The organism is Bradyrhizobium neotropicale, from assembly GCF_001641695.1.
Lineage (GTDB): Bacteria > Pseudomonadota > Alphaproteobacteria > Rhizobiales > Xanthobacteraceae > Bradyrhizobium > Bradyrhizobium neotropicale.
In genome coordinates, this window is the sequence record NZ_LSEF01000040.1 from 1 (window position 1) to 13,804 (window position 13,804).

The 13,804-nt window shown below is 63.0% G+C and carries 14 protein-coding genes and 1 tRNA gene; 14 read left to right on the plus strand and 1 reads right to left on the minus strand.

Going from position 1 to position 13,804, the window contains the following annotated elements:
• Nucleotides 1–102: 102 nt before the first annotated feature.
• The gene (locus AXW67_RS12135; RefSeq protein ID WP_063676386.1) at nt 103–1,137 is read left to right on the plus strand and encodes an IS110 family RNA-guided transposase; all 1,035 of its coding nucleotides are present in this window, start codon (nt 103–105) and stop codon (nt 1,135–1,137) included.
• A gap of 1,099 nt (nt 1,138–2,236) precedes the next feature.
• Here AXW67_RS12135 and AXW67_RS12145 read toward each other — a convergent pair.
• Nucleotides 2,237–2,313 (minus strand) — tRNA-Asp (locus tag AXW67_RS12145).
• Nucleotides 2,314–2,553: 240 nt separating this feature from the next.
• On the opposite strand from AXW67_RS12145, the gene AXW67_RS12150 reads away from it, so the two are divergent.
• The 13 genes from AXW67_RS12150 (at nt 2,554) to AXW67_RS40405 (ending at nt 13,795) form a co-directional block, all read left to right on the plus strand.
• Entirely contained in the window at nt 2,554–2,853 is a 300-nt protein-coding gene (locus AXW67_RS12150; protein ID WP_063678071.1) for an HU family DNA-binding protein, read from the plus strand.
• Nucleotides 2,854–2,965: 112 nt separating this feature from the next.
• A complete protein-coding gene (pepT, locus tag AXW67_RS12155) occupies nt 2,966–4,216 on the plus strand; it encodes a peptidase T (protein WP_063678072.1) in 1,251 nt (416 codons plus the stop codon).
• Between the two features lie 67 nt (nt 4,217–4,283).
• The gene (locus AXW67_RS12160) at nt 4,284–4,898 is read left to right on the plus strand and encodes a class I SAM-dependent methyltransferase (protein WP_063678073.1); all 615 of its coding nucleotides are present in this window, start codon (nt 4,284–4,286) and stop codon (nt 4,896–4,898) included.
• A 144-nt stretch (nt 4,899–5,042) separates the two neighbouring features.
• A complete protein-coding gene (locus AXW67_RS12165) occupies nt 5,043–5,270 on the plus strand; it encodes a hypothetical protein (RefSeq protein WP_063678074.1) in 228 nt (75 codons plus the stop codon).
• Between the two features lie 138 nt (nt 5,271–5,408).
• Nucleotides 5,409–5,828, plus strand: a complete 420-nt coding sequence (locus tag AXW67_RS12170; RefSeq protein WP_063678075.1) for a hypothetical protein — start codon at nt 5,409–5,411, stop codon at nt 5,826–5,828.
• Nucleotides 5,829–5,951: 123 nt separating this feature from the next.
• Complete coding sequence (locus AXW67_RS12175; protein WP_063678076.1) at nt 5,952–6,350, plus strand: FixH family protein; 399 nt, start codon at nt 5,952–5,954, stop codon at nt 6,348–6,350.
• Nucleotides 6,347–7,795: an efflux RND transporter periplasmic adaptor subunit gene (locus AXW67_RS12180; protein ID WP_063678077.1), complete on the plus strand. Its 1,449-nt coding sequence runs from the start codon at nt 6,347–6,349 to the stop codon at nt 7,793–7,795. Before AXW67_RS12175 ends, AXW67_RS12180 begins: the two co-directional genes overlap by 4 nt.
• Nucleotides 7,792–10,980 carry an efflux RND transporter permease subunit gene (locus tag AXW67_RS12185; protein WP_063678078.1) on the plus strand — a complete coding sequence of 1,063 codons (3,189 nt, stop codon included), beginning with the start codon at nt 7,792–7,794 and terminating at the stop codon, nt 10,978–10,980. Before AXW67_RS12180 ends, AXW67_RS12185 begins: the two co-directional genes overlap by 4 nt.
• Nucleotides 10,981–11,099: 119 nt before the next feature.
• Complete coding sequence (locus AXW67_RS12190) at nt 11,100–11,657, plus strand: sigma-70 family RNA polymerase sigma factor (protein ID WP_063678079.1); 558 nt, start codon at nt 11,100–11,102, stop codon at nt 11,655–11,657.
• Complete coding sequence (locus tag AXW67_RS12195) at nt 11,654–12,295, plus strand: DUF1109 domain-containing protein (RefSeq protein WP_063678080.1); 642 nt, start codon at nt 11,654–11,656, stop codon at nt 12,293–12,295. The genes AXW67_RS12190 and AXW67_RS12195 overlap by 4 nt, the downstream gene beginning before the upstream one ends.
• Before the next feature lie 108 nt (nt 12,296–12,403).
• Nucleotides 12,404–12,667 carry a hypothetical protein gene (locus tag AXW67_RS12200; protein WP_063678081.1) on the plus strand — a complete coding sequence of 88 codons (264 nt, stop codon included), beginning with the start codon at nt 12,404–12,406 and terminating at the stop codon, nt 12,665–12,667.
• Nucleotides 12,668–12,946: 279 nt separating this feature from the next.
• Entirely contained in the window at nt 12,947–13,309 is a 363-nt protein-coding gene (locus AXW67_RS12205) for a hypothetical protein (RefSeq protein WP_145927569.1), read from the plus strand.
• Between the two features lie 120 nt (nt 13,310–13,429).
• Nucleotides 13,430–13,795: a hypothetical protein gene (locus AXW67_RS40405; protein WP_082907869.1), complete on the plus strand. Its 366-nt coding sequence runs from the start codon at nt 13,430–13,432 to the stop codon at nt 13,793–13,795.
• Nucleotides 13,796–13,804: the final 9 nt, after the last annotated feature.

Consider the following 13,804-nt stretch of genomic DNA (forward strand, 5'->3'; position numbering starts at 1 on the left):
GGCCCAGCTTGTGGATAGCTGAATATTTAAGGTGCTGCGCTTCAGGCTGATGGTGAAAACGAGGTCCGTGGTGACGGCCTCAAGCATCAGGAGAAGCGCAGCATGGACCATTTTGCCGGACTGGACGTATCGGTCAAGGAGACGAGTGTCTGCATTTTGGATGATACGGGCAAGATCTTGAAGGAAGTGAAGGTGGCGAGTGAGCCCCAAGCGCTTCTGAAGGTTCTGGGGAATCCCGCCTACCGCTTCAAGCGGATCGGACTGGAAGCCGGGCCGTTATCGCAATGGCTGTTCAGCGCTCTCGCCGAAGCCGAGTTACCAGTGATCTGTGTGGAGACTCGGCACATGCAGGCGGTGCTGAAGGCGCAGATCAACAAGACCGACCGCAATGACGCGCGCGGCATCGCTCAGATGATGCGGGTGGGAGTGTATCGCCCGGTGCATGTGAAGACGCTACGCAGCCAGAAACTGCGTATGCTGCTAACCCATCGCAAGCTATTGCAGTCGAAGGCCATCGCCATCGAGAACGATCTGCGAGGGACTTTGCGTAACTTCGGCCTCAAGGTGGGCATAGTCGGAATGGTGAGGTTCGAGGCCCGCATCCAGGAGCTTGTCGAGACTATTCCCGACTTGGCGATCCTGGTGGAACCGCTGCTCGTCGTGCGGCGGGCGCTACGCGAACAGATCATCATCCTGCACCGCCGCTTGCTGGCCATCGTGCGCGACGACGAGGTGTGCCGGCGCCTGATGACGACCCCCGGTGTCGGCCCGGTGGTGGCGCTGACCTATCGCGCGACCGTCGATGTGCCAGCCCGATTCCGAAAATCCAAGTCGGTCGGGGCAGTGTTTGGGCTGACGAGCTCCAGATATCAATCAGGCGAGATCGATTGGAGCGGCAGGATATCGCGCTGCGGGGATGAGATGATGCGGGTGATGCTCTACGAAGCAGCGCAGAGCATGTTGCATTCGAAGAAATGGTCCTGGCTCAAGGCCTGGGCCATGCAGATCGCCAGGCGTCGCGGAATGAAGAAGGCGATCGTGGCCCTGGCCCGTCGGCTGGCCGTCATCATGCACCGCATATGGGTCGATGGCACCGAGTTCCGGTGGACCCGGGAGCCAACCGCGACAGCAGCATGAAAACCGTTCAGGATCAAAGCCGATAGGAGGAAACTCGAGATCCACCCAGCAGTGGAAAGATGTCCCTCGCGGGACGATGGATGAGGTGAGTTCGCATGTCCGCTTGAACCTGTCGTTCAAACTAACGACAAGGCCGCGCAAAAGATTGTTCTACTTCGTCCTCGAATCCCATGATGGAAGGGCCCTGGTGCCGATTCCGAAGAGAAGCGCGAGCCCGTGAGCGACATCGACACTGCAGTGGCGGATAGTCTGAAAGTGCTTGACCTCAAACGGCCGATTAGAGAAGTGGACATATCCGACGCCGGCTTTGGTCTAGGCTGTTGGCCCTTGGTGCTCGCGCCAAGGGACCTCGAACGGCCCCGGCATTTAGGGTTGGGCCGGGGCCGTTTCTTCGTGCACCGGAGCCGGGCCCCTCGCCCTTCCCTCAGTTTGAACTTTTGGAACCCTCCGGTAATTCCTGCGCTAGAATGCAACCATGAGCGAAATGGTACTGATAATGGCAGGGATCGGCATCGCCGTGGTTGCCGCCATTATTGCGCTGTTCGAGGCCAAGGCGGCGCAGGAGCGCAAGAAGTCATGAAGGACATGAAGGCCCACCTAGAACTGCTCCGCGTCCAAATCGCCGAATGCGAGCGCCTTCAGAAGGCTGCAAAGAGCCAAATTAAGCGGGACGTATTCACAAGGTTGCTCGTGCGCTACAGGGCTATCGCTACCGAGCTAGAGCAAGCGATAGCAAAAATGCCACCAGCTCCCGTGGCCTTCCCAGGCCGCAAGACCCCAGAGCCCCTCCCCAAAGAAGAACAAGAGTAAGGCCGCCTCGGGCGATCGATAGCCGCACATCTGTTCCGCTCTTGAGCCAGCCCTTCTCGGCGGCGTCTTTGATACAGGCGCCAAACTGCGTGGGCGTCGGTCAAAAAGGCTCCGATTCACAGATTTGGAGACCACTTTTTACGCTTCGCTGGAGCTATCCGGAGGCAAATGGTCAAAACCGGCGGCGAACGAGACCGGCACAGAGGTGCAAGGTCGCCGGCATCCCTTGGACTTGTGGTCGAAGGTTCCAAATCGTGGTATGTCTAAGGGCTTGATATTCCGCCAAAAATGGCGCGAGAGACGGGGCTCGAACCCGCGACCTCCGGCGTGACAGGCCGGCGCTCTAACCAACTGAGCTACTCCCGCGTGACGCGCAGATGTCCGCGGAACGAGGGGGGACTTAAAGGCGGGACTTGGTGAAGTCAAGGACGTTGCATCCACAGCCGCAACGCCCGCGCTTCTACGAGCGGCGCATGCTGACCATGCTTAACGGCCGCGCCAGCGGCGTAGTCAGTCCAGTCCCGAATCGTCTACGCGTTCCGGAACTTGTACGGGTTTCGAGGCCATTTCGCCTCAGGACACCGGCAGGAAACGAGGAGGCCAGATATGGCGAAGAAGGCAGCCGCCCCAGCCACCATCACGCTCAAGCACCTCGCAGCCAGCATCGCGGAAGGCCAGGAGCTCTCGAAAAAGCATGCCGAGGCGATTCTCACCGACATGGTCGACCTGATCACCAAGCATCTGAAGAAGGGCGACCGCGTCCGGATCGTGGGCCTCGGCATCCTCCAGGTCCGCAAGCGTGCTGCCCGCACCGGCCGCAATCCCGCAACCGGCGAGCCGATCCACATCAAGGCCAGCAAGAAGGTCGCATTCCGCCCGGTCAAGGAACTGAAAGAAGCGATCTGAGCGCTACGGTTCGTTAAGCCTGATCCTGCGTCGTGCCCGCTTCGATGCGGCCCCCGGAATGACGCTTTTCTGGTATATCGCCTGCTCACCTGACCCGGCGGTTTGAACAGAAATGTCCTCCCTCACCTTCACGCACACCGTGACCGAGCGCTTCCTGCGCTACGTCACCATCGACACCCAATCCGATCCCGAATCTCCCAACTCGCCCTCGACCGAGAAGCAGAAGGATCTTGGCCGCGTGCTCGTCACCGAGCTCAAGGCCATGGGCGTCGCGGACGCCCATCTCGACAACTACGGCTACGTCTATGCGACGATCCCGGCCAATACCGACAAGAAGGTGCCGGTGATCTGCTTCTGCTCGCACATGGACACCTCGCCCGACGTCACCGGCAAGAACGTCAAGCCGCAGGTCGTGAAGAACTATCGCGGCGGCGACATCACGCTCCCGGGCGACCCCACCCAGGTGATCCGCTTTGCCGAGCACCCGGCGCTGAAGAACCAGATCGGAAACGACATCATCACCACCGACGGCACCACACTGCTTGGCGCCGACAACAAGGCCGGCGTCGCCGAGATCGTGGATGCCGCGCATTTCTTCATCAACAATCCCGACGTGAAGCACGGCACCATCAAGATCCTGTTCACGCCCGACGAGGAGATCGGCCGCGGCGTCGACAATGTCGACCTGAAGAAGCTTGGCGCCGATTTCGGCTACACCATGGACGGCGAGAGCGCCGGCAGTGTCGAGGACGAGACCTTCTCGGCCGACGGCGCCACCATCACCATCAACGGCGTCAGCGCCCATCCCGGTTACGCCAAGGGCAAGATGGAGCACGCGATCAAGATCGCCGCCGCCATCGTCGAGCGGTTGCCGAAGGAAGGCTGCTCGCCCGAGACCACGTCAGGCAAACAGGGTTTCCTGCATCCGATCGGCATCACCGGCGCGCTCGAGCAGGCGACGCTCGCCTTCATCGTGCGCGACTTCACCGAAGAGGGCCTGAAGGAGAAGGAGACCCTGCTCGAGGGCATCGTGAAGGACGTGATGAAGGAATACCCGCGCTCGACCTACCGGTTCGAGGTCAGGGAGCAGTACCGCAACATGAAGCAGGTGATCGACCGTCACCCGCACATCCTCGAATACGCCATCGAGGCGATCCGCCGCGCGGGCCTGCGTCCAATGCGCACCGCGATCCGCGGCGGCACCGACGGCTCGCGGCTGTCCTTCATGGGCCTGCCCTGCCCCAACATCTTTGCCGGCGAGCACGCCTTCCACTCGCGCCTGGAATGGGTGAGCCGGCAGGACATGGAGAAGGCGGTACAGACCATCGTGCATCTCGCCATGATCTGGGAAGAGCGCGCGTAAGCTTCGCCGCAGCAAGACGCGGGACCGGCACGGTCCCGCGAGACAGATAAGATGTCCGAGGACGCGCATGAGCTTCTATCAGGACAGGATCCTGCCTTGGCTGACGCAGCTCGCGATGCGACAGCCCTACCTCGTGCCATATCGGACCCGGGTCGCATCCGCTGCGACGGGCCGCGTCCTCGAGCTCGGGATTGGTCCGGGGCTCAATCTCGGCTTCTACGGGCCGGGCGTGACTCAGATCATTGGCATTGATCCATCGCCAAGGCTGCTGGAGATCGCCCGCGACGCCGGTCGGCAGCATGCAAGCCGGCTGGAGCTGATCGAGGGCTCCGCGGAAGCCATTCCGCTGGAAAATGCGAGCGTGGACACCGTCGTGACGACGTGGACCATGTGCAGCATCCCTGATGTCAGTCGCGCACTCTCGGAGGCACGACGCATCCTGAAGCCGGGCGGACAGCTCCTGTTCGTCGAGCATGGCCGTGCGCCTGAGGCGAGCGTGCAATGGTGGCAGGATCGTTTGACCCCGCCCTGGAAGGTGATCGCGGGCGGCTGCCATCTCAACCGCGCCATCGCAGACCTGATCCGCGGCAACGGCTTCGCCGTCGAGGATCTCGATGTCGGCTATATGCCGGGACCAAAGCCGATGACGTTCATGTATGAAGGTCGGGCGCTCCCACGCTAGTTGATGACCGCGATTGCTCCAGCCCTGGTTCGCACCGGCGCTGGCGCCTTCCGTTTTTGCGCCGCGTCACCTGTCCTATGTTAACGACGTCCACTACGCGATGCATCAAAGATGCGAGCGGGGCGGGAAACTCGGGAGAGCCGCGTGGACCGCAGAACCGCCTGCCTGAAGCAGGCAGATGCATTTCGGGAAAAGGCCATCGCCGATCCCGCGCACCACGACCAGTGGATCGATGAAGCCATCAAATGGCTCGAGCTGGCGATGGAGGCGAGTCGTCGCGTCGCGGTCACGATCGAAGCCACGGAAGACTGGCTCCTTCAAGACGCGGCAGCCGATGCGCTGTTGTCGCAACGGCCCGAGCCCAATGCCTGATCGCACGCTCTTCCAAAACTTCCGAATTTTCTTAACACGAATTATATGCTTGGCGAGCAGAAGGCCTCTGCTTGTCTCTGGCCAAATCGTGATGCGGGCACGGTTTGCAGGTTCCGTCACGACGTGCGACAATGAGGCATGCTGCTGAAACGGTTCGCCAACGCTGTGGTCATGCTGCTGGTCGCGCTCGGGCTTCTGCTCGCGCCGGTGGCCGCCCCCGCGTTTGCCGCGCCTGTGTCCGGCGCCGCTCATCACCACGACATGCAGGCGATGTCAGACGACATGCAAGCGATGGCGGACGACGCGCAGGCTTCGTCGGATGACACGCAGGCGATGGCGGACATGCCATGCTGTCCGGGACAGACCAAGGGCGGCGATGGCGGACCTTGTCCGTTCGTGGCGCTCTGCATGCTGAACCTCTCCGTCCCCGCGCCGTCCGGAGCTGCTGCCCTGATCGAGCGTCAGGCTCAGCACAGCGCGCGCGTGCTGCGCAATGATCTTCCTGTCGACGGTCTCGGCACAAAGCCCCCCGACCACCCGCCTCGAACCCTGGTCTGATCGGCGCTCCCGCGCCTGATGATCCCGCGTGCCGAACCCGGTGCGCGCATCGCGGCCTGCCGCCTTGCGGCTTGTCGCCTGCGGCCCTGACGGCTCCATCAGACCCATCGAGGAATTGAAATCATGACAACGTTCAACGTCGCACGCGCCGCCATGGCCGTGCTGATCGGCGCTGCCCTTACGGGCGCCGCTCATGCCGAAATCAAGAACTACGAGTTCCGGCTCATTCAGCCGACCGTCAAGACCGGAGCCGATCGCATCGTGACGGTGCGACTGGTCGACAAGACCAGCGGCAACGCCGTACCCGACGCGGTGGTCTTCGCCAGCCGGCTCGACATGGCTCCTGACGGCATGCAGGAGATGGCCACCAAGGTCACGCCCATGCCGGGGACCGAGCCCGGCACCTACCGCTTCAAGGCGACCTTCGGCATGGCCGGTCGCTGGCAGCTTTCGCTTGGCGCCAAGGTGCAAGGCGAAACCGGGACGGTCGACAACAAGCTCGTCGTCACGGCCGAGCAATGAGCCGCAGCCGCCTCATCGGCGCTGCCGCTGCGATCCTCGCTGCGGCAGGTGCCGGGCTGTTCGCCGGCAGCGCCTTGCCGCCGGATAACGGCCGCCTGCTGTCCGCTGCCGGCGCGGCCGACGCCAGCGCCCCGCTCTATTATCAGGACCCCGACGGCAAACCGCTTTATTCGCCGACACCGAAGAAAACCGAGGACGGCCGCGACTATGTCGCCGTGCCGGCGGCTGTCGACGCGCCGGAGCAGCCTGCAACAATGAACGCGGCCAAGAACGCGGCAACGACGCAGGGCGATCGCAAGATCAAGTATTACCGCAACCCGATGGGCCTGCCCGACACCTCGGCGGTGCCGAAGAAGGACTCGATGGGGATGGACTACATTCCCGTCTATGAAGGCAACGACAGCGACGACGGCTCGGTCAAGCTGTCGCCCGGCCGGATCCAGCGTAGCGGCGTCAAATCCGAACCTGCCGAGCGCCGCCAGATCAGGACGCTGGTTCGCGTCCCCGGCACGATCCAGCTCGACGAGCGGCGGGTCTCGGTCATCGCCATGCGCGCCGAGAGCTACGTGCAGAAGGTGGCCGATGTCACGACCGGCAGCCGCGTAGCGAAAGGGCAGCCGCTGATGGACATCTACAGCTCCGCGGTGTCGTCCGCCGCCGCCGAATATCTTGCGACAATCACGTCGAAAGCCACGGCAGGCATCGAACCCTATGGCCGAGGCTCCCGGCAACGGCTGGTCAATCTCGATGTCCCGGAGCCCGCCATCGCCGAGATGGAGAAGAGCCGCGCGGTCCCCATCACCATTCAATGGTCGTCGCCACGCGACGGCATCGTGCTCCAGCGCAACGCGATCGAGGGAATGCGTGCCCAGCCCGGCGACGTGCTGTTTCGTATCGCCGACATCTCGCTGGTCTGGGCGATCGTCGATGTCGCCGAGCGAGACCTCGGCAACATTGCCGTCGGCCAGCCGGTGACGGTGCGCGCGCGCAGCCATCCCGGCCGCAGCTTCAACGGCCGGATCAGCGTGATCTATCCGCAGGTCAACAAGGAGACACGCACGGCACGGGTGCGGATCGAGCTGGAGAATGCCGACCTCGCGCTGCTCCCGGACATGTATGTCGATGCCGAGATCGATACCGGCAGTGCGGCACCGGTCCTCGCGGTCGCCGAGAGCGCTGTGCTCGACACGGGCAGCCGGCAGGCTGTCCTCATCGACAAGGGACAAGGCCGCTTCGAGCCGCGCGAGGTCAAGCTCGGACGACGGGGCGACGGCTACGTAGAGATCCGCGATGGGCTTGCCGAGGGCGATGCCATCGTCACCTCGGCCAACTTCCTCATCGACGCCGAGAGCAACCTGAGGGCCGCGCTCAAGGGGTTCAATGAGGCAGGGCCGATGCAAGCCGACAATCCCACCGGCGAGAAGGCCACGGGAGCCAAGCCATGATCGCGCGCGTCATCGCCTGGTCGGCCCGCAACCTGCTGCTGGTGCTGTTCGGCACCGGCTTTGCCGCCGCTGCCGGTTTCTATGCGCTGATCCATCTGCCGCTGGACGCCATTCCCGACCTCTCCGACACCCAGGTCATCGTCTATACCGAGTTTGCCGGCCAGGCGCCGCAGGTGATCGAGGACCAGGTCACCTATCCCCTCACCACCGCAATGCTGACGGTGCCGAGGTCCAAGGTGGTGCGCGGCTTCTCCTTCTTCGGCGTCTCCTTCGTCTACGTCATCTTCGAGGACGGCACCGACATCTACTGGGCCCGCTCGCGCGTGCTCGAGTTTCTCAACAGTGCGGCGGCAAGGCTGCCCGCAGGCGTAACACCGACAATCGGCCCGGACGCGACCGGCGTCGGCTGGGTCTACCAATACGCCGTAATGTCCCGGGAGTTGAACCTCGCCGACACAAGGACGATCCAGGACTGGAACCTGAAATTCGCCCTCGCCAAGGCGGAAGGCGTGGCGGAGGTCGCGAGCGTCGGCGGCTTCGTCAAGCAGTACAATGTCATCCTCGATCCGCAGCGCATGCGCGATCTCGGCATCACCATGCAGAAGATGCGCGACGCCATCCGCGCCAGCAATGCCGACGTCGGCGGCCGCACCGTCGAACTCTCCGAGTTCGAATATGTCATCCGCGGCAAGGGTTATCTCAAGAGCATCAACGATCTCGGCAATGTCGTGCTGAAGACCGACAACGGAACGCCGGTCAAGCTGCGCGACGTCGCCCGCGTCGAGCTCGGACCGGACGAGCGGCGCGGCATTGCCGAGCTGAACGGCGAAGGTGAGGTCGCGAGCGGAATCGTGCTGCAGCGTTTCGGCGTGAATGCGCTCGACGTGATCGACAATGTCAAGAAGCGCTTCAAGGAGATCGCGACCAGTCTGCCGAAATCGGTCGAGATCGTCCCGGTCTACGACCGCTCGACGCTGATCAAGGCCGCGATCGACACGCTGAGGCACACGCTTTTCGAGGAAAGCGTCGTGGTGGCGCTTGTCTGCATCGTCTTCCTGCTGCATGTCCGCAGCGCCCTCGTCGCCATCCTGATGCTTCCCGTGGGCGTGCTGATGGCCTTCGGCGCGATGAAGCTGCTCGGGATCGGCTCCAACATCATGAGTCTCGGCGGCATCGCGATTGCGATCGGCGCCATGATCGACGCCGCGATCGTCATGATCGAAAATGCGCACAAGCATCTGGAGCGCGCCGAGGCCGGCCGATCGCGGGTGACGATCCTGATCGAGGCCGCCGCCGAGGTCGGGCCGGCGCTATTCTTCAGCCTGCTGATCATCACCGTGTCGTTCATGCCGATCTTCACGCTGGAATCGCAGGAAGGCCGGCTGTTCAGCCCGCTCGCCTTCACCAAGACGTTTGCGATGGCGGCGGCGGCGCTTCTGTCAGTGACCCTGGTACCGGCGCTGATGGTGATCTTCGTCCGCGGCAAGATCATTCCGGAGCACAAGAATCCGATCAATCGCTTCCTGATCTGGATCTATCGGCCGGTCATTGCGGCCGTGCTGCGGGCGAGGATCGTCGTGATCCTGCTCGCACTCGGCGTGCTCGCCGTGTCGGTCTGGCCGGCGCGGCAACTCGGCACCGAGTTCATGCCGAACCTCGACGAAGGCACCCTGCTCTACATGCCCACCACGCTGCCCGGCATTTCCGTGACCAAGGCAGCCGAGCTGATGCAGACGCAGGACCGGATCATCCGCTCGTTTCCCGAAGTGGCCTCGGTCTATGGCAAGGCCGGCCGCGCGGCCACCGCGACCGATCCCGCGCCGTCGGAAATGTTCGAGACCATCGTCAACCTCAAGCCGAAGGCAGAGTGGCGAGCGGGCGTGACGGTCGACAGCCTGATAGCGGAGATGGACAAGGCGCTGCAATTCCCCGGCGTCTCCAACGCCTGGACCATGCCGATCAAGGCGCGCATCGACATGCTCTCGACCGGCATCCGCACCCCGATCGGCGTCAAGGTCATCGGCACCGATCTCGCCGGGATCGACAAGCTTGCCCGGCAGATCGAGCAAGTACTCAAGGTGGTCCCCGGGACCTCCTCGGCCTATGCCGAGCGAAGCCTCGGCGGCTACTATCTCGAGATCACGCCGGACCGTGAGGCGCTGTCGCGCTACGGCATCATGGTGCAGGACGTTCAGGACACGATCGCAACCGCGCTGGGCGGCCAGACGGTGACGACGACCGTCGAAGGCCGGCAGCGCTTCACCGTCAACATGCGCTATCCGCGCGACCTGCGCGACAATCCAAAGGCGATCGCCAGCGACATCCTGGTGCCGATGCCGGCCGGCGGCGCCGTGCCCCTCGGCGAGGTCGCCAGCGTCACGCCGACGCGCGGGCCGACCTCGATCCGGACCGAGAACGGGCAATTGGCGAGCTACATCTATGTCGACATCCGCGACCGTGACCTCGGCGGCTACGTCACTGAGGCGCAGCGTGCGGTGCAGGCAAGCGTCCAGTTCCCGCCGGGCTATTACGTGGTCTGGAGCGGGCAGTACGAATATCTGGAACGCGCCGCTGCGCGCTTGAAGATCGTGGTGCCGGTAACGCTGCTGATCATCTTCCTGCTGCTCTACCTCAACTTCCGCTCGATCACCGAGACAATGATCGTGATGCTGTCGTTGCCGTTCGCCCTCGTCGGCGGGCTCTGGCTGATGTGGTGGCTCGGCTTCAACCTCTCGGTGGCGGTCGCGGTCGGCTTCATTGCTCTTGCCGGCGTCGCGGCCGAAACCGGCGTGGTGATGCTGATCTACCTCAACCAGGCGCTTGCCGAGACCAAAGCACGCTGCATCTACGAAGGCCGGGCTGAGACCCGGGCCGATCTCTCCGAGGCGATCATGGCAGGCGCCGTCGAACGCGTCCGGCCGAAGATGATGACGGTGGTCGCGATCATGGCCGGCCTGCTCCCGATCATGTGGAGCAACGGCACGGGGTCGGAGATCATGCAGCGCATTGCAGTGCCCATGATCGGCGGCATGCTCTCGTCGACCCTGCTGACGCTGATCGTGATCCCCGCGATTTTCGGGCTGGTGAAGGGCGTCCAGCTATCGAAGAAATCGTCGGCGGCCGTTCGGCCGAATGGCGACGGCGAGAGGCCGATCGGCGTTGATCGTTCGGAAGCGGCCGAATGACGGGTCATGCCTCGGCGACCACGGATGCTTGAATTGGTACAGATCCTGGTTTTTCGCCTCGGCTCCCCGAGAGCTGTAACCAAATTTGCCGCGCCAACGAACTAACGAGATAGGCAGGCATGACGACTTCCGAGAGGGAACTCAAGGCGTTGATGCTGGCCGGTCAGGGCGGCGACGCGGCGGCTCACCGGCGGTTGCTTGAGCGGCTGAGCCAGCATTTGCGGGCCTACTACAAACGCAAGCTTGCGAGCTTCGGCAAGGGCGCGATGGAGGCGGAGGATTTGGTTCAGGAAGCACTACTGGCTATTCATATCCAGCGGCACAGTTACGATCCGGCGGAACTGTTGACGCCCTGGGTCCATGCGATCGCGCGCTATAAGCTGATTGACTTCCTGCGGAGGTCGCGGACGTCGCGCGCCGACGTGCCGATCGATGAAGCCGACGATATCATGGCAAATGACGACCATGTCGCCACGGAGAACAGCTACGATATCCGGCGCCTGATCGAGAAACTGCCAAGAAACATGCAATATGCGATCGGTGCGGTAAAGCTCGAGGGTTTGAGCGTCGCTGAGGCAGCGCGAAGGTACCAGCTCTCGGAACCCGCAATAAAGGTCAGCATCCACCGCGGGTTGAAGGCACTGGCGAACCTGATCGCCAAAGAGGTCAAAACATGAAGACGGACGAACTCGTCACGGCGCTCAGCAGGCATCTCGAGCCGGTCGATCGGGGGCTCATCCGACGAACCGTCGGTTTTGCTCTCGCTGTTGCGATCGTCGGGGCACTTTGCGTGGCGGCGCTGTGGCTTGGCGTGCGCACTGACTTCGTGACGGCCCATGCTGCCGCGTTCCTCATCGCGAAGCTCGCCTTTGCGGTTACGGTCATCGGCGTTGCATCTGTCTATCTAATGCGGCTCTCACGTCCCGGAGGGGAACTCGGAATGCCCTCCTTCTGGGCATTTGTGCCCTTCGCCGCGATCATCCTGCTCGCCGCCGCCAGCCTCGGATCTGCGCCTAGTTCGCACTGGAACAGAATGATCCTTGGGGATGAATGGCTGGAATGTCTCCTATCGATACCTGTCATCGCGATCGTACCTTTTGCCGTCCTGGTATGGGCTGTGCGAAAGGCTGCCCCGACCAATCTTGTCCGTACAGGCGCGTTCACCGGTCTCGTTGCCGGCGGCACAAGCGCATTGGCTTACGCGCTGCACTGCACCGACGATTCGTTGCCGTTCATTGCCGCCTGGTACGGCGGCACGATCTTGCTTTGCACCATCGCGGGCGCAGTGTTGGCGCCGCGTTTGCTGCGCTGGTGATCGTAGAGTTCACGTCGGTGTGAGCCTGTAACCGCGAGACGCTTCGCTCCGAACTCCTCTTTAGAAGCGCGCACATGACGCGCTTCCGCCAAAGATGGAGCCGGGACTATGTTGAAGAAGATCTTTCTCACACTTTCGTTCTTGCTGCCGCTGGTAGCGTTGACAGCAAGCGCCCAGGCGGGTTCGACGATCTCGGACAAGAGCTATTGGCCGAACGAGGCCAGAAGCAGCACGCCCTATGCTGGCTTCGCGCAGAATCGCGTCGGCTCTGCGTTCGCCTACGACCGAGGGCCTTCAGTCGCGACGCCTGCAACGGCTGCAATCGAAGATCGCTCACGCTCGCGGTATCATGGCGGCCCAAAGTCCCAATAGTGGGACGTCGAGAACAATCTCCGGATAGGAGACTGCGGATCAGCCGCTAACTCCGCAGTCCGCCTCCCCGAGCTGACCTCCTAGGGAGACTCGGCGTCGTTTTCAGCGAGCGCATCGCAACAGCAACCGAAGGCTGACCACGGCCGAACGGGTCCGCATGCTGACCGCGCTGCACTGCATGCTGATGCCAATACCACAGCACCACATTGGCACCGGCCACGATTGTGATAGGCTTCGTCTCGCGAAGGACGCGAGTCATCCGTCACGATGGAGGCTGGCATGTTGAATATTCGCACCCTCTGTCCGGCAATTGCAGCCGCCCTGTTGGTCGCCACGCCGCAAGCATTTGGTCTCGGCAGTCAGGTCGGACACGACGATCCCTGGAATTCGGAACACATCGACCGCCTGCCGCCCAACGTCAGGAGCGCCGTGACGCGCATGTGTGGAGGTTCACCGCGGGCTGCGCACTATTTTGCGACTTACCTGGATCATTCACGCATCATCAGACTGCATTTCGAGCATCTGCACTGCGACAACGGCGGTGGATTTTGCAACTCCGCCGGCTGCCTGCATCAGGAGTACGTCGGGACAGGCAGCCAGTACCGGCTGATCAAGAGCTACTACGGCCGCGGCGACGATTGAGCGCAGGCCCGGAAAATTCCTGTTCGCCGGGACGGGTGTTCCGGCCGCGTAACAATGTTGCACGTCGACACCCCTCTCGTTGCCGTGCTAAGGCAGCCCAACGTCAAACCGAGTGAATTCGTGCTTCTGAGCCGCCAGCCCCCGAGATTTTGCGACCTGCGCAATTGGCGCGGGCTGCTGGCTGTCCTCATCGCGGTCACTTATTTGCTCGCGGGCGTGCTGCATGGTGCACATGATATCGATGTAACCAGCCCGTCCGGCGGCTCGGAGATCGCCTCGAGCCTCGATGACGGCCATGCTGGGCATGGCGACCACAAGGCACTCGCTGGGCACCATTGTCACGGCTGCTTCTCGGTCGCGGTCGTGCAGCCGGCGCAGCCAGACACCGTTGTCGAGCTCCCCGCCGCACCGCCGCGGCCGCGTCAAGCCGCGCTTGCCGGCATCGCGCCCGATACGGACTCCCCGCCCCCCAAACATCTGACCTGAGCGGATAGC